The sequence below is a fragment of the Pseudonocardia sp. TMWB2A genome (assembly GCF_017312135.1).
Genome location: NZ_QKQY01000001.1, coordinates 2,766,652 through 2,788,004 on the forward strand (window position 1 = coordinate 2,766,652; position 21,353 = coordinate 2,788,004).

General features: G+C 59.0%; 19 protein-coding genes. 11 read left to right on the plus strand and 8 right to left on the minus strand.

Annotated features, from left to right (window positions below):
• Window positions 1–53 precede the first annotated feature (53 nt).
• From DMP17_RS12900 to msrA, 3 genes are all read left to right on the plus strand, one after another.
• Window positions 54–1,898, plus strand: a complete 1,845-nt coding sequence (locus DMP17_RS12900) for a long-chain-fatty-acid--CoA ligase (protein WP_337829480.1) — start codon at window positions 54–56, stop codon at window positions 1,896–1,898.
• Between the two features lie 113 nt (window positions 1,899–2,011).
• Window positions 2,012–3,208, plus strand: coding sequence for a M48 family metallopeptidase (locus DMP17_RS12905; protein ID WP_337829481.1), 1,197 nt, complete (start codon window positions 2,012–2,014; stop codon window positions 3,206–3,208).
• On the plus strand, window positions 3,205–3,738 hold the full coding sequence (gene msrA / locus DMP17_RS12910) for a peptide-methionine (S)-S-oxide reductase MsrA (RefSeq protein ID WP_337829482.1): 534 nt from the start codon (window positions 3,205–3,207) through the stop codon (window positions 3,736–3,738). The genes DMP17_RS12905 and msrA overlap by 4 nt, the downstream gene beginning before the upstream one ends.
• A 9-nt stretch (window positions 3,739–3,747) precedes the next feature.
• Here the strand turns inward: msrA and DMP17_RS12915 are convergent, their stop codons facing one another.
• Window positions 3,748–4,557 (minus strand): DUF2059 domain-containing protein, encoded by an 810-nt coding sequence (locus DMP17_RS12915; protein WP_337829483.1) that lies wholly within the window; start codon window positions 4,555–4,557, stop codon window positions 3,748–3,750.
• Between the two features lie 454 nt (window positions 4,558–5,011).
• Here DMP17_RS12915 and galU point away from each other — a divergent pair, with 454 nt between their 5' ends.
• Window positions 5,012–5,887 (plus strand): UTP--glucose-1-phosphate uridylyltransferase GalU, encoded by an 876-nt coding sequence (gene galU, locus DMP17_RS12920; protein ID WP_337829484.1) that lies wholly within the window; start codon window positions 5,012–5,014, stop codon window positions 5,885–5,887.
• Window positions 5,888–5,986: 99 nt separating this feature from the next.
• On the opposite strand, the gene aqpZ is transcribed toward galU, so the two are convergent.
• Entirely contained in the window at window positions 5,987–6,700 is a 714-nt protein-coding gene (gene aqpZ, locus DMP17_RS12925; RefSeq protein ID WP_337829485.1) for an aquaporin Z, read from the minus strand.
• Between the two features lie 249 nt (window positions 6,701–6,949).
• On the opposite strand from aqpZ, the gene DMP17_RS12930 reads away from it, so the two are divergent.
• The gene (locus DMP17_RS12930) at window positions 6,950–7,249 is read left to right on the plus strand and encodes a hypothetical protein (protein ID WP_337829486.1); all 300 of its coding nucleotides are present in this window, start codon (window positions 6,950–6,952) and stop codon (window positions 7,247–7,249) included.
• Between the two features lie 40 nt (window positions 7,250–7,289).
• Here the strand turns inward: DMP17_RS12930 and DMP17_RS12935 are convergent, their stop codons facing one another.
• The gene (locus DMP17_RS12935) at window positions 7,290–8,195 is read right to left on the minus strand and encodes an L-threonylcarbamoyladenylate synthase (RefSeq protein ID WP_337829487.1); all 906 of its coding nucleotides are present in this window, start codon (window positions 8,193–8,195) and stop codon (window positions 7,290–7,292) included.
• 105 nt (window positions 8,196–8,300) lie between these two features.
• On the opposite strand from DMP17_RS12935, the gene DMP17_RS12940 reads away from it, so the two are divergent.
• Window positions 8,301–10,049: an acyl-CoA dehydrogenase gene (locus tag DMP17_RS12940; protein ID WP_337829488.1), complete on the plus strand. Its 1,749-nt coding sequence runs from the start codon at window positions 8,301–8,303 to the stop codon at window positions 10,047–10,049.
• A gap of 134 nt (window positions 10,050–10,183) precedes the next feature.
• Here DMP17_RS12940 and DMP17_RS46395 read toward each other — a convergent pair whose 3' ends face one another.
• Genes DMP17_RS46395 through DMP17_RS12950 form a run of 3 tightly spaced genes read right to left on the minus strand, consistent with a single transcriptional unit; the run spans window position 10,184 to window position 12,736 of the window.
• The gene (locus DMP17_RS46395; protein WP_443217864.1) at window positions 10,184–10,330 is read right to left on the minus strand and encodes a DUF2474 domain-containing protein; all 147 of its coding nucleotides are present in this window, start codon (window positions 10,328–10,330) and stop codon (window positions 10,184–10,186) included.
• The gene (gene cydB / locus DMP17_RS12945) at window positions 10,330–11,331 is read right to left on the minus strand and encodes a cytochrome d ubiquinol oxidase subunit II (protein WP_337829489.1); all 1,002 of its coding nucleotides are present in this window, start codon (window positions 11,329–11,331) and stop codon (window positions 10,330–10,332) included. The genes DMP17_RS46395 and cydB overlap by 1 nt, the downstream gene beginning before the upstream one ends.
• Complete coding sequence (locus DMP17_RS12950) at window positions 11,321–12,736, minus strand: cytochrome ubiquinol oxidase subunit I (RefSeq protein ID WP_337829490.1); 1,416 nt, start codon at window positions 12,734–12,736, stop codon at window positions 11,321–11,323. Before DMP17_RS12950 ends, cydB begins: the two co-directional genes overlap by 11 nt.
• Before the next feature lie 164 nt (window positions 12,737–12,900).
• On the opposite strand from DMP17_RS12950, the gene DMP17_RS12955 reads away from it, so the two are divergent.
• Both DMP17_RS12955 and DMP17_RS12960 read left to right on the plus strand, forming a co-directional pair.
• Entirely contained in the window at window positions 12,901–14,499 is a 1,599-nt protein-coding gene (locus DMP17_RS12955; RefSeq protein WP_337829491.1) for a phytoene desaturase family protein, read from the plus strand.
• A 170-nt stretch (window positions 14,500–14,669) separates the two neighbouring features.
• Window positions 14,670–15,386, plus strand: a complete 717-nt coding sequence (locus tag DMP17_RS12960) for a cistern family PEP-CTERM protein (RefSeq protein WP_337829492.1) — start codon at window positions 14,670–14,672, stop codon at window positions 15,384–15,386.
• Between the two features lie 105 nt (window positions 15,387–15,491).
• Here the strand turns inward: DMP17_RS12960 and DMP17_RS12965 are convergent, their stop codons facing one another.
• A complete protein-coding gene (locus DMP17_RS12965) occupies window positions 15,492–17,018 on the minus strand; it encodes a tetratricopeptide repeat protein (RefSeq protein ID WP_337829493.1) in 1,527 nt (508 codons plus the stop codon).
• Between the two features lie 356 nt (window positions 17,019–17,374).
• On the opposite strand from DMP17_RS12965, the gene DMP17_RS12970 reads away from it, so the two are divergent.
• Window positions 17,375–18,622, plus strand: a complete 1,248-nt coding sequence (locus tag DMP17_RS12970) for a site-specific integrase (protein ID WP_337829494.1) — start codon at window positions 17,375–17,377, stop codon at window positions 18,620–18,622.
• Between the two features lie 251 nt (window positions 18,623–18,873).
• Here DMP17_RS12970 and DMP17_RS12975 read toward each other — a convergent pair whose 3' ends face one another.
• Window positions 18,874–19,500 (minus strand): TetR/AcrR family transcriptional regulator, encoded by a 627-nt coding sequence (locus DMP17_RS12975; protein WP_337829495.1) that lies wholly within the window; start codon window positions 19,498–19,500, stop codon window positions 18,874–18,876.
• A gap of 138 nt (window positions 19,501–19,638) precedes the next feature.
• Between DMP17_RS12975 and DMP17_RS12980 the strand changes: the two genes are divergently transcribed.
• Window positions 19,639–20,424: a cyclase family protein gene (locus tag DMP17_RS12980; RefSeq protein ID WP_337829496.1), complete on the plus strand. Its 786-nt coding sequence runs from the start codon at window positions 19,639–19,641 to the stop codon at window positions 20,422–20,424.
• A complete protein-coding gene (locus DMP17_RS12985; RefSeq protein WP_337829497.1) occupies window positions 20,421–21,353 on the plus strand; it encodes a 3-keto-5-aminohexanoate cleavage protein in 933 nt (310 codons plus the stop codon). The genes DMP17_RS12980 and DMP17_RS12985 overlap by 4 nt, the downstream gene beginning before the upstream one ends.

Genomic DNA, 21,353 nt, shown 5'->3' on the forward strand with positions numbered 1-21,353 from the left:
TTTCTCGCAAAGAAATTTGCAGGAAAGCCGCAGATATACTAGCCTTCATAGCCATGGAAGAGGATAACGAATCAACCCCGACAAATTCCGTTACGGCATCTTTGACGCCCGCCGACGGAGGCCCTGAAGTAAGTGGTGAAGCTACTGGTGCAGCACGGGATGCAGCGGCTAATGCGGCTGTGAACCAACTGGCGCGCGATGCTGTCTCGCCAGAGACAATCTGGCTCACCGAATATGGGCATCCGGTGCCGTGGAATACGCAATTTCCGCCGCTCACCGTGCCGGATATGTTTTTCGCCTCCTCCAAAGCCAAAGGCGATGCCGCGCTGCTCGATTTTATGGGGCGCACATACAGCTATGCCGACAATGAAGCCGCGATCCGCAAGGTCGCCAAGGGGCTGCAACAGCTTGGCGTGACCAAAGGCACGCGCGTCGGCCTGTTCCTGCCCAACACCCCCCATTATGTCGCGGCTTATTATGGTGCGATGCTGGCGGGCGCGATTGTTGTGAATTTCTCGCCGCTTTATACGGTCGAGGAACTGGCCGCGCAGGTCGAAGATAGCGGCACCGAAATCCTGTTCACTTTGTCGGCGTCGGCCTTGTTGCCGACCGCGCTCAAGGTGCTGGACAAATCGAGCCTCCAGCGGCTGGTGGTCGGATCGGTTGCGGGGGTGCTGCCGCCGGTCAAATCCTTCCTCTTCCGGATGCTCAAGAAAAAGGAAGTCACGCCTTTTCCGGAAAATGATGGCCGCATCACCCATTTTTCCGACCTTATCGCCAATGACGGCCAGCCCCAGCCGGTAACGCTGGACGCCGAAGATGTGGCGCTGCTCCAATATACCGGCGGGACCACCGGCAGCCCCAAGGGCGCGATGCTGACCCATCAAAACCTCACCGCCAATGCGCGGCAGGTGAACGCGATTGACCCGCGCCGCGACGATGAAGCCGAAGAAGACCGGATCATGGGCATCCTCCCCTTCTTCCATGTGTTCGCCAATACCTGCGTGTTGAACCGCACGGTCAATCATGGCGGGCTTATCGTCATGCTGCCGCGCTTTGATGCAGCGCAAGTGCTGGCTGCGATTGCGCGCACCAAGCCGGTCGCCATGCCGGGCGTGCCAACCATGTATCAGGCCCTGCTCGACAATCCGGAAACCGCGAAGATCGACTTTTCGTCGCTGCGTGTGTGTATTTCGGGCGGCGCGCCGATGCCGCATGAAGTGCGCGAACGGTTTGAAACGCTCACCGGTTCGTCGGTGGTCGAAGGCTATGGCCTGACCGAAAGTTCGGGCGTGGTGTCGTGCAACCCCTATGAAGGCGTGAACCGGTCCGGCACCATCGGCCAGCCTGTCCCCGGCACCCATATCCGCCTGGTCGACAAGGAAGACCCGACCAAGCTTGCCGCCCCCGGAGAACCGGGCGAATTGCTGCTCAAAGGGCCGCAGATGATGAAAGGCTATTGGAACCGCCCCGACGCGGACGCCGAAGTCTTTATCGACGGCTATATGCGCACCGGCGACGTCGCGATCCTCCACCCCGACGGCTATATCGAAATTGTCGATCGCCTAAAGGATATGATTGCGGTCGGCGGCTTCAAAGTCTTTCCCAGCCAGATCGAAGATGTTCTTTACAAACATGATGCGGTCAAAGAGGCGCTCGTCATCGGGATTCCGGACACTTATCGCGGCGAAACCCCCAAGGCGTTTGTGACCTTGCAGGAAGGCACGGAAATCACCGCGCCCGAACTGATGAAATGGCTGAACCCGCAACTGGGCAAGCATGAGCGCGTATCGGAACTCGAAATCCGCGCCGAGCTACCCAAAACCATGATCGGCAAATTGTCGCGCAAGGAGCTGGTTGCGGAAGAAAAAGCCAAACGCGAGGCGAAAGCGGCCTGATTAGGCGGTAATGCTGGACATCGGATAAAGCGGGGCCGCCATAAAGCTGGTCTTCACCGGAAACAGGATAAGGTCTCTGGCCGAAACGCCTGCGAGCCGGTAGAAGAGCCGACATGGTAACCATCCACCGGTTGAATATATTGGCCCGGCGCGCCGCGCTGGCGGTTTGCGTGCTGCCCTTCGCCCTGCTGCCTTCGGGCGGCGTAGCGGCGTCGACCTTGGTTCAAGGACAGGCGCAGGGGCAGGCCAAGCCACAAACGCAGCAACTTGCAAAAGCCCCACCCGCGCGGGCGGCCAATGCGGCCTCGCTCGATAGCGACGTGCTGGAAACCTATCGCGGACTGGCCGCAGCGGACAAAAGGGTCAATGCCATCGGCTACCGGCTGGCGCTGTCCGCGCGCGATTGGTGCCGTGATACGGTGCCGAGCCTTGGCTGGCTCCTCACCGACCGCGCGCAATATCCGGCCAAGGACCAGCGCGCCGCCGCTATGGCCTATAATACATTATGGCCCGAAAGCCCCGACATCATCATCGCCGCGATTGCGCCGGGCAGTCCGGCGGCGCGCGGCGGCTTTCATGTCGGCGAAGCGGTGGTTGCGATTGACGGGCAAAATCTGGGCGAACTTGCCGCGACCGCTGGCGATAACAAGAAAAAGAGCGGCACCTTCAGCCGCATGGGGCTGATCGAACAGGGCATGGCCCGCTGGCTTGGCGATGGTATGGCCGAAGTGCGCGTGCAAAATGCGCTGCGTGAAGGCCAAGGCCTGTCGCTTCAGGCGACGCTCCCCGTCAAAGCGCAAACCGTCTGCGCGACCCGCTTTTCGGTAACGGCGGACGATGAAATGAACGCCGCAGCGGATGGCGCGCGCGTGCAGGTGACGGCGGCGCTCGTCGAATATGCGACCCGCGATGATGAACTGGCCGCTGTCATCGCGCATGAATTTGCGCATAATATCTTGAAGCACCGGCTCGCGCTCAATGCGGCGGGCATCAGCCGCGGCCTGTTCCAGCAATTCGGTCGCAATGCGCGGCTCACCCGCCAGTCCGAAGATGAAGCCGACCAGCTTTCCGTGTGGCTGCTCGCCAAAGCTGGCTATGACCCTTATGCGGCGGCGCGGATGTGGGAAAGGTTCGGGCCGGAACATGATGGTGGCATCCTGCGTTCCAAAACGCATGGAAGCTGGAAGGACCGGCGCGATGCGATGCGGCGTGAGGCCGATCTTGTAACGCGCGCCTTGGCCGCCGATCCGTCCGCGCGTCCCGCCCTTGTGACCCGCATCCCCGCCAAAGCCAAAGGAGCCCGAAAATGACCACCGAAACCGCAACGCTTGCCGGAGGCTGCTTCTGGTGTACCGAAGCCGTGTTTAAGGGGCTTGAAGGGGTCGAGACGGTCGAAAGCGGCTATATTGGCGGCACCGTCGAAAACCCCAGCTACAAGCAGGTTTGCACCGGCGACACCGGCCATGCCGAAGCGATCCGCATCACCTATGACGCGGACGTCATCCGCTATGATGATCTGCTCGACGTGTTTTTTGCAACCCATGACCCGACCCAGCTTAACCGGCAGGGCAATGACATTGGCACCCAATATCGCAGCGCGATTTTTCCGCATGATGCGGGGCAGGAAGACGCGGCGCACCATGCCATGACCCGCGCCGCCGCCGACCATAGCGCGCCGATTGTCACCAGCATCGAACCGCTCACTACCTGGTTCCCGGCGGAAGATTATCATCAGGATTATTGGGAAGGCGAAGGCCAGCGTAACCCCTATTGCCTCGCGGTCATCCCGCCAAAGCTGGCGAAATTGCGCAAAGGCTTTGCGGGGAAATTGGCGGAGTAGGGCGCGGGGTTATTCCGCCACGCCCGAATCCGTGGCGGTTTTGCGTTTCTTGCCTTTGCTGCCCGCGCTATCATCCTCAAGCAATTCTTCGAACAAGCCTGTAATCGCGGCATCTATGCGCTTTTGCAACGCGGGGCTGGGGGGAGTATTAAACCATTTAAACTCTATCGCCTGCCGCTGCGCTGTTAGGCTGGTCAGCTTGCGGGCGGGCGGCGTTTGCGAAAAGCGCGTAAGCATTTTCCGTTCGTCTGGCGTGAGCTGTAACGCTGCACCGATGGCCGCGCGCATCATATCCTTGCGCATCGCAACTGCGGAGATTTCTGCATTTTCATCATCCAGCTCGCGCGCCATTTCGGTGCTGATATTCTTGTAATCCATGCGCTCGGACAAAGAGGAAAACATCTTTTTCGCTAACGGAGACTGATAGAAAGTGATGAGCGAATCCAGTTCGGTATCCGTAAAATTGGCGGAGAAAAACTGCGTGAGGTCGGCGCGATAACCGGGCAGCATCGCGTCGCGATGCTCCATCATCAAAGGGCGCAACGTTATGATGAATTTCTTTTCAAAGTCCGGCAAAATATCCGCGATTGCGGCGAGATCGGGACTGGATTTGATCATTTGCGCGACGATGGCCTGCATCGTCCGGTCCATCGCTTCATCCGAATTGCCGACCGCAATTTGCAGATCGGCAAAATGTTGGGCCTTGGCGTTGATGGCCGCAGGGGCGGCGGAGGCAGGCGCTGCATGAGCGATAGCTGCGGGCGCGCAAAGCGTTGATGCAAGCCCCCAGCACAGTGACATAAAAATGAAGCTACGCATTTGACGTGATTCTCCCCCCGGTGAACCTGCTAATTCTGATGGTGTGCCCTTGCAAAGTAAAGCAATTTGCATCCGTACAAGGACGTCCAGGGATATTACCCAAACGCAATCAATCCTCTTTACGCTGTCCTACTGCCTTGCGGGCGCACAGAATGGAAATTCATGGTGCGACAGGGGCTATAATGTGAACGGGAACAAGCTGATATTTCAAGGCGGGCGTATCCCTATGGGAGGGCATATATAGTGGTCGGAAAATTTGCCGATTTGCCCGAACTTTGCGAAGCTAAGGGGGTGTTTTTGGCAGAAACAAGGGTTTTTCTCTGCTTTGGCGGCGGACCACAAGATATAGGGTTGCCGCTCTCCTCTTGTGGCAAAGGGCATGGGACCATCCGGTATAATGAGGGGCGAATTTGATTATGGTTATTTCAAAACACCGGCTTTATGGAAAAAGTGCATGACTGATATCGCTCCGATCCGCAAAGCCGTGTTCCCTGTCGCAGGTCTTGGCACCCGCTTTCTGCCCGCGACCAAAGCCATCCCCAAGGAGATGTTGCCGGTGGTGGACCGTCCGCTCATCCAATATGCGGTCGATGAAGCGCGCGAGGCGGGCATCGAGCAGATGATCTTTGTGACCGGACGCGGCAAAAGCGCGATCGAAGACCATTTCGACATTGCGTTCGAACTGGAAAAAACCATGTCCGAACGCGGTAAGGATATTTCGGTGCTGGAACCGACCCGGCTCGGTCCCGGCAATTGCGCTTATGTGCGCCAGCAAGAACCGCTCGGCCTTGGCCATGCGATCTGGTGCGCGCGCGATATTGTAGGGGACGAACCCTTCGCGATTTTTCTCCCCGACGAATTCATGGTCGGCAAGCCCGGCTGTATGAAGCAGATGGTCGATGCCTATACCCGCATTGGCGGGGGTAATCTCATCTCGGTGCTGGAAGTCGCGCCGGAGGAAACCTCAAGCTATGGCGTGATCGCACCGGGCAAGCGGGACGGGGCGATTACCGAAGTCACGGGTCTTGTCGAAAAGCCTGCCCCCGGCACCGCGCCTTCCAACCTCATCATTTCGGGCCGTTATATCCTCCAGCCGGAGGTGATGCGCACGCTTGAACATCAGGAAAAAGGTGCAGGCGGGGAAATCCAGCTCACCGACGCGATGGCGCAGATGATCGGCAATCAGCCTTTCCATGCGGTGACATTCGATGGCCGCCGTTTCGACTGCGGCTCCAAAGCAGGGTTCGCCGCCGCCAATTTCGCGCTGGCGCTGGAACGCCCCGACATCGGCCCCGAATTACGCGCCTTTGCGGTGGATTTACTGGGCTAAACTAAAAAAATGTGCCCCCGCGCAGGCGGGGGCCCAGTATTAGGTAGAGCAACATCGCCCTAGGTCCCCGCCTGCGCGGGGACACAAGCTAGGTTCAATTTAGTAGATGCTCGGCGGAGATGTTCGGGCGACGACTTTATAAAGGATACCGCCAATCGCTCCGCCCACCAGCGGCGCGACCCAGAACAGCCAAAGCTGTTGCAACGCAAGGCCGCCGACCACCAGCGCAGGACCGGTGCTCCGTGCCGGATTGACCGAGGTGTTGGTGACCGGGATCGAGATCAGGTGGATGAGGGTCAGCGCAAGACCGATGGCAATCGGCGCAAAACCTGCGGGCGCACGGCCATCGGTGGCGCCCATGATGATGAACAGGAAAAAGCCGGTGAGGATGACTTCGATCAGCAAACCAGCGGCCATCGTATATTTGCCGGGCGACCCTGCATCAAAACCGTTGGCGGCCAAGCCGTTGACCGCAAGATCATAGGCCGGGCTGCCGCTCGCAATCACATAAAGGGTGAAGGCCGCGACAATCGCACCGATCACCTGCGCGATAACATAGGCCGGAATATCCTTGGCATCGAACCGGCCACCGGCCCACAGGCCGACGGTGACGGCAGGGTTGAAATGGCCGCCGCTAATATGGCCGACGGCATAGGCCATGGTCAAAACGGTCAAGCCGAACGCCAGCGCGACGCCCGCAAAACCGATGCCGAGTTCCGGAAAGGCCGCTGCCAGCACGGCGCTTCCGCAACCGCCGAAAACCAGCCAGAAAGTACCGAAAAATTCCGCCAATGCTCTTTGAATGATGGTCATGCGACCCTCCCTCCTTGATTAAGAAGCTCGACACAGACCGGCAACGCAAGGGTCGCGTTACCCCCATGACCGCGACAAGCTTTACAGGGACTATCATTATTTTACGTCGGCATTGCGTAAAATCTTGCCAAAAGTGCGTCTTGCCGCAAAAGAGGGCGCTATTCACCGCGCACTCAGCGGCGATCCGCGAAGGACCATATCACGCGGCCCGTAGAAACGGGCAATAGGCCAAGCCAGAGGACCAAGTTTATGACGAAATATTCCGCCCTTATCGCGCTCGCCTCGTCCAGCTTGGTGCTGGGCGGCTGTGTCAGCACCGCGGCCAGCGTTGTCAAAGCCCCATTCAAAGCCGTCGGTCAAGCCGCCGACTGGGCGACCACCAGCCAGGACGAAGCCGACCGCAATCTGGGCCGTAAAGTGCGCAAGCAGCAGGAGGAAGAAGGCAAAGCCATCCGCCGCTGCCAGAAAAATCCCTACCGCGAAGAATGTGCGGAATTGCGCCAGAAGGGGCTGTTACCGACGGACGGGCAACCGGCACAGCCCTATTGAGATTCAAACCTTCTCCCTTGATGGGAGAAGGCGTAGGGACTCACACCGCCGCGCGGCGGAGACGGTCGTTAATCGCTTGGCCCAGCCCTGACGCCGGGATTGGCACCACGCCGATCTGCTCCGCATCGCTCGCATCGCCTGCATGGAGCGCGTCGAACAAGCGGCTGGCCGCTTCGGTCAAATCACCCGCCGCGCTTAAATTATAATCGCCGCCCATCGCACCAAAGCCGATCAGGAAAAGGTCGGGAGCAGGGCCGGTGCAGTCAAGCTGGACCGGCTTGCCCGGTGCATAATGGCTGGCAAGCTGGCCCGGGGCGGTGATGGCCCCGCTATTGTCGGTGCGGACGGGCAAGCCGGTGGCGGCTTCCAAATCCTCAACCGTGACAGGGCCGGGACGCAGCAGCAGGAGATGGTCGCGGCGCGGGGCAACGATGGTCGATTCCAGCCCCGCCGGACAAGGCCCTGCATCGACCACCAGCGGGATGCGCCCGTCAAGGCTTGCAACGACATGTGCCGCGCTGGTCGGGCTGATGCGCCCGCTGGCATTGGCGGAGGGGGCGGCAAGCGGGCGGCCCGTTGCCGCGATGGCCGCCTGCATCGCAGGATGCGCAGGACAGCGCAGCGCGATGGTGCCCAGCCCTGCGGTGGCGATGCGCGCAATCTTATGGCCTGCGCGCTGCGGCAGCACCAAGGTCAACGGCCCCGGCCAGAAATGCGCGGCAAGCCTGTCCGCCAGTTCATCGAAATGCGCAATTTCCCCCGCCATCGCGCGGTCGCGCACATGGACGATGAGCGGATTGAAACTGGGGCGCCCTTTGGCTTCATAAATCCGCGCGACGGCGTGGGGGTTGGTCGCGTCGGCGGCAAGGCCATAGACTGTCTCGGTCGGCACCGCGACCGGCTCTCCGGCCAGCAGCAGACGCGCAGCTTCCTCAATCGCTGCCACATCATAGGGCATGATTTTGGTACCAAAGTAGGGGTTTGAGCCGCTGGCCATGCCACGCTATAGCCAACGAATCACCTCCCTTTCCAACGAAAAGTAGTATCAATCATGACCTATACGCCCCCCGTCAGCGAACAACGCTTTCTTCTCGACCATATCGTCAAGATTGACGAACTGGCGAGCCATGCGCGCTTTGCCGATGCGACGCCGGATATGGTTGATGCGATCCTTACCGGTATTGGCGAATTTGCAGCGGAAGAATATGCGCCGACCAACCGCGTGGGGGACACGCATAATCCCAAATGGCAGGACGGCACCGTCACCATGCCGCCGGGCTTCAAACAGGCCTATCAGAATTTCGTCGCCAATGGCTGGGGCGGCTTGAACGGTCCGGTTGATTTTGGCGGGCAGGGCTTGCCCTATGCGCTTTATACCGCGCTGATCGAGGATCTGGGGACGGCCAATATGGGCTTCACGCTCATCAATATCCTGACCCCCGGCGCGATTGAAAGCCTCATCCATCACGGCACGCCGGAGCAGCAGAATAAGTGGCTGCCCAAGCTTGTGTCGGGCGAATGGAACGGCACGATGAACCTGACCGAACCGCAGGCCGGGTCGGATGTGGGCGCGCTCAAAACCACCGCAACGCCGATCACCGAAGGCGAACATGCGGGCAAATACAAGATTAAAGGCACCAAGATTTTCATCACCTTTGGCGAGCATGATCTGACCGACAATATCGTCCATCTGGTGCTGGCGCGCACGCCCGGAGCGCCCGAAGGCACGCGCGGTATTTCGCTGTTCATCGTGCCCAAACATCATGTCAATGATGATGGCAGCATCGGCGCGCCCAATGATGTGCGCTGTGTCTCGATCGAACATAAGCTCGGCATCCACGGATCGCCCACCTGCGTCATGTCCTATGGCGACAATGACGATTGTATCGGCGAGCTGATCGGCGGCGAATTTGGTGGCATCAAGGCGATGTTCACGATGATGAACAATGCGCGATTGAATGTCGGCAACCAAGGCATCCAGATTGCCGAAGCGGCGACGCAAAAAGCGGTGGAATATGCGAAAGAACGCATCCAGTCACCGCGCGCCGGAAGTGGTGACAAAAACCCCGTAGCGATTATCGAACATCCCGATGTGCGCCGGATGCTGCTCCGCATGAAAGCGCAGACCGAAGCGGCGCGTGCACTGATTTATTATGCGGCTGGTCAGGTGGACCGCGCGGCGCTCGGCCTTGATGGCGCGCAAAGCCGCCTCGATGTGCTGATCCCGCTCGCCAAGGCGCACGCGACCGACATCGGTTGCGAAGTGTCGAGCATCGGCGTTCAGGTGCATGGCGGCATGGGCTTCATCGAAGAAACCGGCGCGGCGCAATTCTACCGCGATGCGCGCATTGCGCCCATCTATGAAGGCACTAACGGCATCCAGGCTGCGGACCTTGTCGGCCGCAAGATGAGTATGGATAATGGCGCGGCGCTCGATAATTTGATTGCCGACATCAAGAAAGATGCGGGCGCCGAACAGGGCCTCGCCGCGCTGGCCGATGCGGTCGCGCATACCGTGCAATGGATGCGTTCGGCCAATGTCGATGACAAGTTGGCGGGCAGCTACCCGCTACTCACCATGTTGTCGGTCGCGACCTGCGGCTGGCTGATGCTGCAAGAGGCGGGGATCGCCAAGGCGGCGCTTGGCGATGATCCCGACAATGCGTTCCTCCAAGCCAAGCTGGTGACGACCCGCTTCTATCTCGACCGTATTGTCCCCGAAGCCTTGGGCCTCGCCGCGCAGGCGGTCGGTGGTGCGCAATTGCTCTACGCGCTCGATGCGGACAAGCTGTTCGGCTGACATAACCCCTACACCATCGTCATTGCGAGCCGCGGAGCGGCGCGGCAATCCAGAGTCGAAGTGCGCAACACTGGATTGCCGCGCGCCTACGGCGCTCGCAATGACGAAAGGGTTAGGGGGGCGGTAGAATAAATTTACGGCTTCAACGCCAATCGTATCAGCCACCCGACCACGCCCAATGCTGTAACACTCAACGCCCAGATGAGGATGAACCAGCCTAACTGGCGCAATTTGGTGCGTCCGCGCGGGGCGTCGCTGGCTGGCCCGTCCGGCGCGGCCATCAATGATAGCCTGCAGTATCGACCTTGCCGCGGAATACCCAATAGGCCCAAGCGGTATAGGCAAGGATGATGGGCACCAGCACCGCGGCACCGACCAGCATGAAGAGCTGGCTTTCATAAGGGGCGGCGGCTTGCCAGATGGTGACACGCCCCGGAATGACATCGGGCCACATCGACACACCCAAGCCGACCAAACACAGGCCGAACAGGATGAGCGCGGAAAAGAAAGGCACGCGTTCTTGCTTTTTGACAATACTGCGCAGGAACACCGCAATTGCGATGGCGGTCAGGAACGGCACCGGCGCGGTTGCGATAATGCCCGGATATTCGAACCAGCGGTGATAATATTGGCCTTCGAGGAAGGGCGTCGCAAGGCTCACCGCGCCAATCGCGACGACCAATGCAATCCCCAGCGGACGGGCAAAGCGGAACGCATGATCCTGTAATGCGCCTTCGGTTTTCCAGATAAGCCAGCACGAGCCGAGCAGCGCATAGCCGATGACCAGACTGACGCCGGTGAGCAGGCTGAACGGGGTCATCCAGTCCCACCAGCCACCCGAATAAGCGCGGCCCGTCACTTCAATCCCTTGCAACAATGCGCCCAGCGTAATGCCTTGCGCGAGCGTCGCGATGAGCGAACCGGCGAAGAAGCTTATGTCCCAGATTGGACGATGGGCGGGGTCGCGCCAGCGGAACTCGAACGCCACGCCGCGCAGGATAAGCCCCAGCAGCATCGCGATAAGCGGCGCATAAAGCGCAGGCAGGATGATCGCATAAGCGAGCGGAAAAGCGGCCATCAAACCGCCGCCGCCGAGCACCAGCCAGGTTTCATTGCCGTCCCACACCGGCGCGATGCTGTTCATCGCGGTGTCGCGTTCGGTGCCGACCTTGATGCTGGGGAACAGGATGCCGATGCCAAGGTCGAACCCGTCCATCACCACATACATGGCGACCGCAAAGGCGATAATGACCGCCCAGACAATGGTGAGATCAACGCTCATGATGATGTTCCCCCTCAAGCAACGCGGGCGCGGGCGTAATGCCTGCCGCGCGCGCCGGATCGTCCTGTGGCAATGGTTCATCGATTTGCGGCGCTTTGGCCGCCAGCTTGAACAGATACCACACGCCTGCACCGAATACGGCGAAATAGACGATCACAAAGGCGAGTAGCGAAATAGCAACCGCGGGCGCATCGAGCGGGGAGGCCGAATGGGCGGTGCGCAAATGGCCGTAAATGGTCCAAGGCTGGCGGCCGACTTCGGTGGTGATCCATCCCGCCAGCACCGCAATAAAGCCCGATGGCCCCATCACCAGCGCCGCACGGTGCAGCCATGACCAGTCATAGAGGGATTTACGCCAGCGCGCGACAAGGCTCCACAGGCCAAGGCCGAGCATCGCAAAGCCCAAGCCCACCATGATGCGGAATGACCAGAACACAATGCCAACCGGCGGATGATCTTCGCGCGGGATCGTATCCAGCCCGGCAAGCGGCGCATTCATGTCATGCTTTAAAATGAGCGAGGAGATTTTCGGCACTTCGATGGCATAATCGACGCGTTGTTCCTTGCTGTTGGGGATGCCGAACAGGATGAGCGGCGCACCGTCCGGATGGCTTTGATAATGGCCTTCCATCGCCATCACCTTGGCGGGTTGATGCTCAAGCGTATTAAGCCCGTGCATATCGCCCATGAAAATCTGCACCGGCGCGACGAGGGCGGCCATCCACATCGCCATCGAAAACATTTTGCGCGCGCCTTCATTGGCGCGGTCCTTGAGGAGATGCCACGCGCCCACCGCGCCCACCGCAAAGGCGGTGGTCAGATAGGCGGCGATGACCGTATGGATGAGGCGATAGGGAAAGCTGGGGTTCCACACAATGTCCCACCAACCATGCGCGGGGACAAATTGGCCGACATCATTGATCGCAAAGCCGGTCGGCGTCTGCATCCAGCTATTGACCGACAGGATCCAGAAAGCGGAAATGAAGGTGCCGATGGCGACCGCCAAAGTGGCGCCAAAATGGAGGGTTTTACCGACCTTTTCCTTGCCGAACAGCATGACGCCCAGAAAGCCTGCTTCAAGGAAGAAAGCGGTCAGCACCTCATAGGCCATGAGCGGCCCGATGACCGGCCCCGCCTTGTCCGAAAAGACCGACCAGTTGGTGCCGAACTGATAAGACATGACAATGCCGGACACCACGCCCATGCCGAACACGACCGCAAAGATTTTGAGCCAATAGCGGTAGAGGCTGTCATAAACGGCGTTACCGGTTTTCAACCACAAGCCTTCCAGCACCGCGAGGAAGCTCGCAAGGCCGATGGAGAAAGCGGGGAAAAGAAAGTGGAAACTGACGGTGAAAGCGAATTGTATTCGCGCGAGCAGCAGGGCTGTATCCGACTCAACCATGCCCCTCTCCATAGGACAGGTTACACGGAATGACACGTGCAATTGCTGCAATATAGATTTGGTGAATTGCAATGCTGCACCTGCACAAAATCCCCCGCTTTGCGCAAAGCAACGCACCGTTCTAAAGGGGAGATGGTGAAGCAGCCGGACAAGGGACGGGGCCGATGGGCTATGATGCGCTGATTATCGGGGGCGGGCATAACGGGCTGGTGTGCGCCTTTTATCTGGCGCGGGCGGGCCTTAAAGTGCGGATATTGGAGGCGCGCGACGTGATTGGCGGCGCGGCGGTGACGGAAGAATTCCATCCCGGTTTCCGCAATTCGGTTGCAAGCTATACAGTGAGCCTGCTCCAGCCCAAGGTAATTGCCGATATGCGGCTAGCCGATCATGGCTATCGGGTGATCGAGCGGCCCATCTCCAATTTTCTGCCGCAAGAAAATGGCGATTATCTGAAGCTAGGTGGCGGGCTGGAACGCACACAAGCCGAGTTCCGCCGTTTTTCGGCCAAGGATGCGGCCGCGCTTCCGGCCTATTATGCGATGCTGGAGCGGGTTGCCGATGTGCTGCGCGGGTTGGCTTTGCAAATCCCGCCCAATGCCGGGGAAGGGATGCGCACCTTGCTGACGGGTGCGCAACAGGGCCGGATGCTCGCGCGGCTTTCGCTGGAGGCGCAGCGCGATGTGCTGGACCTGTTCACCAAATCGGCGCGCGATTTTCTCGATGGCTGGTTTGAAAGCGATGCGGTCAAGGCGGCGTTCGGCTTTGATGCGGTGGTCGGCAATTATGCCTCGCCCGATACGCCGGGCAGCGCCTATGTGCTGCTCCACCATGTGTTTGGCGAGGTGAACGGGAATAAGGGCGCATGGGGCCATAGTGTCGGCGGCATGGGGCGGATTACCGCAATCATGGCCGATGTCTGCCGCGCGGCGGGGGTCGAAATCAGCCTCGAAACGCCGGTCGCGCGGGTGCTGGTCGATGGCGGCAAGGCGGTGGGGGTGAAGCTCGGCAGCGGCGCGGAAATCATTGCCCCGCGCATTATCGCCAATGTCGGGCCGAAACTCCTCTATGAACGCATGATCGCGCCAGGTGATTTGCCGGAGGATTTCTTACGCCGCATCAAAGGCTTCAAAGTCGGAAGCGGCACTTTCCGTATGAATGTCGCGCTGCGCGAACTGCCAACCTTCACCTGCCTTCCCGAACCCGGCGAGCATCACCGGTCGGGCATCATCATCGCACCGACGCTCGATTATATGGACCGCGCCTTTGTGTCGGCCAAAGCGCAAGGCTGGTCACGGGCGCCGATTGTCGAAATGCTTATCCCCTCGACTGTCGATGACAGCTTAGCCCCTGAGGGCCAGCATGTCGCCAGCCTGTTCTGCCAGCAATTCGCGCCGCAATTGCCGGACGGCAAAGATTGGGACGATTATGAAGATGCGGCTGCGGACACCATCCTCGACACGGTGGAACATTATGCGCCGGGCTTCCGCGCATCGGTTCTTGGCCGGATGATCCTTTCGCCCAAAGGGCTGGAGCGTAAATTCGGCCTCGTCAATGGCGACATCATGCACGGCCATTTGTCGCTCGACCAGATGTGGGCGGCGCGGCCGGTGCTGGGACATGGCAGCTATAAAGGGCCGCTTTCGGGGCTTTATATGTGCGGGTCGGGCACCCATCCGGGCGGCGGTGTCACCGGTGCGCCGGGGCATAATTGCGCGCACGCCATTTTGCGCACACGCGGATTTCTCGGCCGGTTAAGGACTTGAACCTGTCCCCGATAGAGACAGAAATTTACTCTTTTTATATCCTGTCAAGAGTCGCAATTCCCACGATAATACGGTAAAGGCATCTTAATCATTTCGAGAATCATGGCCGGAATAGCAAAAGATTCCGGCTTTTAACAACGGGGCGGGCCGCCAAGGCCCGAAATTTCAAGATGAACAAATTGGGCTTTCGTGCGGCTATCGTTCTGACCCTTGCAGCTTTGTCGGCCCCCGCAGCAGCGGAACCGATTTTGCTCTCCTCGGCCAATGTGGGCAACAGCTTCACCGTCAATTTTAACGGCTTTACCGGTGACGGTACGGTCGCAGGCCTGCTCGGTTCGGCAATTTTTACGCTGACCAACGTGACCTCGAACAGCTACGGCTTTTCCTATGTCATCAATAATGACTCGGTCGACCCGATCGACACCGCGCGCATTTCCGGCTTCGGTTTCAACACCAATCCGGAAATTGCCGGTGCCACATCGACCGGCACCTTCACGAAAACCGCGCTTGGCGGGAATGTTCCCAATGTCGGAACCGTGGACGTGTGCTTCAAAGCAGGCGGCGGCGGCAATAGCTGTGCTGGCGGCGGCGGTGGCGGCGTCACTATGGGGCAAAGCGGCTCGGGCACGTTGAAGCTCAATTTCGCATCGCCTTTGACCTCGCTGACGCTCGACGATTTCTTTGTGCGCTACCAGTCCATTACGGGCGCAGGTTCGGTTAGCTCGGCTGTCGGCACCGGTACGGTGGTTTCCAGCAGCGGCGGATCGACCTCGGGCGGCACGCAAGTGCCGGAACCCGGCGTGGTCGGCTTGTTCGCGGTCGGCGTTCTCGGCATGGGTTGGGCGCTTGGCCGTCGCCGCAAGATGCAAGGCGCGCAGCAAGCCTGATAAGGCCGCAAGCTTTAAACGAAACGGACAGAAACGCCGGAGAGCATCACGCTTTCCGGCGTTTTTTATGGTCTGCTTAATCCTTGTAATGCAATGCCTGCGCCGTCAGTTCGGCCGCGCGCTCGCCTCGCTCAGATGCGCGGCAATCGCCTTATTGTCGGGCGCTAGCGTTGCGGCTTTGCGCAATTGCGCGATGCCGCCTGCTTTATCCTTGCCCGATTTCCACAGCACCCAGCCATAGCTGTCGCGCGCCGACGCATTATCGGGCGCGGTATCGACCGCTTTTTTGAGCGTGGCGACCGCCTTGTCATGCTGCCCCAGTTCAAACTGCGCCCAGCCGAGATTGTTGAGCATCACCGCATTGGGCTGTCCCGTTTCGGTAAGCAAAGCCTCATAGCGCAGCGCGGCCCCTTGCCAATCGCGCCGCTGCATCGCGGCATCCGCTTCGACCAGCGCATCGGCAAGACGCGCGGGCGAAGGATATTTGGCGCGCGCGGCAAAGGCATCGGCGTCGGGAAGTTTGGCGGCCTTGGCATAGGTCGCCATCGCCGCGACATAGGCGCGCGGTGCGTTGGCTAGCATGGCCGCGGGCCGCAAGGTTTCGGCGGCCGCCTTGGCATCGCCGGTCTTATATTGCGCTTCGGCCAGCAACAGCCGCGCGCGCGCATAGCCGGGCTGGCTGCGCACCAGTTGCGCGAGTTGCTGCACCGCAATTCCGTCATTGCCCTGCTTCATCGCGATGCGCGCTTCGAGCATCCGCAGCGACGGATTGCCTGCTAAAATCTTGCGCGCGGCGGTCGCTTCATTTTGCGCCTCGTGCATATCACCAGCGAGAAAGGCGGATTCGCCCTTGAGCAAATGCACCTCGCCGCGATTGGCACCGATTTTTTCCGCGTGCGCGATGAGCGCGTCGAGTTCGGGCTTGCGGTTCAGTTCGGCGAGCAACAGACCTTTGGCAAATAGCGGCGCAAGGCTCACCGGATTAAGCTTGGCCGCGCGGTCGAATTCGGCAAGCGCGCGGGTATAGTCGCCGTCAATGAGCGCAACCTGCCCGCCAAGCAAGGCCGCGTCAAAATCCTTGGGCAGCCGCTCGATCGCCAGCGCCGACAGGCTGCGCGCTGCGTCAAAATCGCCGCGCGCAACCGCATAGCGCCCGCGGATCACGGTGAGCGGGCCATTATCGTCAAACCGGCTTTCGGCCAGCGCGACAAGCGTGCCCGCCTTGGCGCTATCGCCTGCCGCAATCGCGCAGCTAATGCGGATACGCAGCACGTCCGCTTCGGGGCCGCTCGCCGGATCCTTCATCTGGTCGACGCGGTCGCACCGGTCTTGCAGCATCAAGGCTTCGGCCATTTGCCCGCGCTGGGCGGAGGTGAGGGCTTGTTTGGCGGCCAACTGCTTCAACGTATTTTCCGCGCCCACGCCGTCGCCGCCCGCCAGTTGCACCCGCGCCATCAGCGCGAGCGCGCGGACGTTACCGGGGCTTTTCTGGAGCAGATTCATAAGCTCGACCCGCGCCGCACCCAGATCACCTTTTTCCACCAATGTCGCGGCATGGTCATAAGTCGGAGCGGCATTGCGGCACCCGCCAAGCGCGGCCGCAAGCATCAAAACAGCAGCAATCTTCTTCATCCTGTGCGGGTTAGCAATTTCCCGCCAAACTTGCCAGCACAGAGCGACGCTCCCGTTAACCTAGCGGTAACGTACGCCATCAGGCGCTGCTATCTAGTAATAGAAATTATGCAAGATATCTGGAGCGGGCGAAGGGATTCGAACCCTCGACCCCAACCTTGGCAATCATGAAATTGCCTTACGCCATGGCTCGAGATGACACGATATAGCTGCATATTCAATATGTTATGAAATACCATTTTCGCCGTACTATCCGATTTCCGCCGAGTGAACGCCCTTTTCTGCTTACGTATTGCTTACTTTTGGTCTAGAAGCGATCCGCGTAAGCAAGCGGTAGACGCAGGATCGAAGCGGACATGGCAAAACTCACCAAGAAGGCGATCGACGCCCTGCCGATTCCCCCGAAGGGACAAACCTTCCACTGGGATACTGAAACTCGGGGGTTTGGGATCCGCGTTGGGGCATCCGGGGCGAAAACCTTTGTCATCCAGTATCGCAACGTCGATGAGCGTTCTCGCCGGGTCAAGCTCGGCCGGTATGGCATTTTCACTGTCGAGCAAGCGCGCGATTTGGCCAAGATTAAGCTTGGTGAAGTTGCAGCTGGCGGCGACCCTGCTGAGGCAGTGGTCCAAGCTCGCAAGGATGTCACCGTTGCCGAGTTGTGTGATTGGTATCTGGAAGAGGCCCGTGCCGGCCGCATTCTGGGGCGACGCAACAGGCCCATCAAGGCCTCGACGCTCAATATGGACGAGAGCCGGATCAAGTCACACATCAAGCCCCTGGTCGGTCAGCGCAAAGCGCGCCATCTGACGGTCGCTGACGTCGAGACTATGCAGGCAGACGTCGTAAATGGAAAAACGGCGAAACCGCGCACGGGCGGTCGCGGCGGCGTCAGCACTGGCGGCGCAGGAGTCGCTCCCCGCGTGGTAAGTACGCTTCAAAGTGTGCTTGGCCATGCGAAGCACAAGGGATTGCTGAAGGAACACCCTACCAAGGGCGCCCGTAAACTCGCGACTAACAAGAAAAAGCGTCGTTTGAGTGTTGCCGAGATCGAAGATCTGGGGGCGGCCATGGTCGTGGCAGAGCGTCATGGCGAAAACCCGGTGGGGATTGCCATCATCAAGCTGCTGTTGCTGACCGGCTTCCGGCGTCAGGAGGGGCAAGCCATGCGACGCGACTGGCTGAACGCCGGAGGGGGCTACGTGGCGTTCCCAGACACCAAAGGCGACGCTCAACTTCGTGCGATCGGTGCTCCCGCGATTTCATTGATACAGGAGCAGCCCTCGGTCGCCACCAATCCCTACGTATTTCCGTCTGCGGGAACGGATGGCCCGATCACTACGGCCCGGGATTGCCTCGGTCGTCTATGCACTATCGCCAAAATTGCCTACGCAACTCCGCATACACTGCGGCATACCTTCGGCAGCGTCGCGGGCGATCTTGGCTTTTCCGAACTGACGATAGCCGCCATGCTTGGGCATGCCGCACAGACGGTGACGCAGGGCTATATCCATGTGGATGAGGCCCTGCGATTGGCAGTGGCGCGGACATCGGAAGAAATTGCCACTATACTGCAGCGAGGCGCTTCTCGCGAAAAGACCTAAATATCTACACTAACTCACGCGCCCGTATGATCGGGCTAAACCTATTGTTCGACCTCCGATCCGGATTATACACTCGGGCATAATCAAATTCGGACTGCAGGCCATTTCGCCATAGATAGGCTGATTGTAGAATGCCATCAAGGCTTCTGGCGTCTCACCACCCGCTCCGACCAGTGTATTATGGTCCTTTTTCCCTGCAACACTAGCGGCCACCGCTATCTTCTGGTGTCAGTCGATGTCATAACCTCAGATTAGGAAGAGAGAGAACCGGTCAATCCGCTCACGAGAAACCTTTTTAGATGTTCAACGCCTCCCTCCAGGTCTTCGTCAGATATCGCTCCATTTGTTAGCGATCGCAAGCGGCCGTTAATTGAGAAGAAGTTAAGTTGAGCGCCGATAGCAAAAAGAAAAAAACGCGTCACATCGTCTCTTGATGTATGAGGCGTAAGGCGCTCCAACTCATCAATCAATTTTCCGGAAATCTCATCGAAATATTTGTGTATGAGATCGTTCCAACGCTTCGACTGCGCCATTTGTGCTATCAAGCGGCCATAGGAGTGCCACCCGGGTTCAGGCTGCATCATCATTTCGAAATAAGGGTCTACGATCGCATCGATTACGCGCTTGATCGAGCTTTCGGGCGTTCCCGCGAAACGATTTAGCCGCTGGAGTCGTTCAGCGTTTAATATCCCTGCGCGTCGCGCGATGACTTCCTCAACCAGAGCCTCCTTCGACTCGAAATAGTATTTCATGAGTCCTAGGTTCGCTTGCGCTTCCTTCATGATGTCCCGCACTGCCACCGCATCGAAGCTGGAGTCGGCGAAAAGTCGCTCCGCAGCGTCGATTATGCGGGTTTTTGTATCAATTGCCGACGCCATCTGCACTCCTTGACAGAGAAATTACACGAACGTATAAGTCAGTTATACAGCCGTGTAACGGGTAGCAAGGGTTAGCCGCCATAGCAAGCGCACGCGCGTGCGATGGGCGTGTTCGAACGTGGGATGAGGATTATAGAAATGCGTCGTTTTATCGACCTTTCATGCACGATAGAAAGTGGCATCGCCTCAGATCCCCCAGGGTTCCGGCCGGAGATTGAATACCGCAATCACCTGCAGACAGCGTCCGAGATGATCAGCTTCTTTCCTGGCGTGACGTCGTCAGATTTGCCGGAAGGAGAAGGTTGGGCGATTGAGTGGCTACGCCTGAATACTCATAACGGTACGCATCTCGATGCACCTTATCACTTTGCCTCAACCATGGACGGCGGGGCGCGGGCGATCACGATCGACGAGGTGCCACTCGACTGGTGTTTTAGGCCAGGAATAAGACTCGACTTTCGTCATTTCGCCGACGGCTACGTTGTTCGCGCTGCTGACGTCGAAGCCGAGTTGCTTCGTATCGGACACACGCTCCGACCCTATGACATCGTGCTTGTGAACACCCGCGCGGGAAAACGGTACGGCATGGATGACTATGTTAGCGCCGGTTGCGGTATGGGCCGGGAAGCGACGCTCTATTTGATCGAACGCGGCGTACGCTTGACCGGCACAGATGCTTGGAGTTGGGACGCGCCGTTTGTCCACACGAAGGAACGGGTCGCAGAATCTGGAGATGCCTCACTGATCTGGGAAGGGCATCGAGTCGGGATCGATCACGGTTACTGTCATCTCGAAAAACTGCACAATCTGGAAAGCTTGCCAGATAGCACGCCCTTTTTCGTCTCCTGTTTCCCCGTGAAGATCAAAGGCGCTTCTGCCGGGTGGACGCGCGCTGTCGCTATTATTGACGAGGATCCCGCATGAATACCTCCAAAGTCATCATCACCTGCGCGCTCACCGGCGGCATCCACACGCCGACTATGTCCGACGCGCTGCCCTGGACGCCGCAGCAAATTTTGGACGAGGGTATCGCGGCTGCAGAGGCTGGCGCAGCGGTGCTGCACTTACATGCTCGTGACCCGAAGGATGGCCGTCCCTCACCCAAGGTTGAGCACTTCATGGCCTACCTACCTCAACTGCGGCAGGCAACTGATGCTGTTCTTAATATCACCACCGGCGGCGCACTTAATATGACAGTCGAGGAGAGGCTCGCAGGACCTCTTAAATTTGCTCCGGAAATGTGTTCGCTCAACATGGGTTCGATGAATTTTGGAATATTCCCCTTGGCCGACCGCTATCATCAGTGGAAGTTTGAATGGGAAGAGCCTTACTTGCGCGGGACTGATGATTTTATCTTTCGTAACACGTTTCGTGACATCGCCTATATTCTGCAGGCGCTAGGGGAAGGTCATGGCACGCGTTTCGAGTGCGAGTGCTATGACATAGGCCACCTTTATACGTTGGCTCACTTTCTTGATCGCGGACTGATTAAGCCGCCCTTTTTTGTCCAGTCGATTTTTGGAGTGCTGGGCGGCATTGGCAGCGATGCCTCCAATCTCATGTTCATGCGGGAAACTGCCGATCGACTTTTTGGCGATGCTTACGTCTGGTCAGTACTCGCCGCTGGACGCCGTCAAATCCCCTTTACAACGATGGCCGCGACGCTCGGTGGCAACGTGCGCGTTGGTCTCGAGGATAGCCTCTATCTCGGTCGGAGGGAACTTGCCGCGAGCAATGCCGACCAAGTGCGCAAAATTCGACGGGTCATTGAAGAACTTTCGCTTGAGGTCGCGACGCCGGCGGACACGCGTCAGATATTAAGCCTCAAAGGCAGCGATCAGGTCAACTTCTGA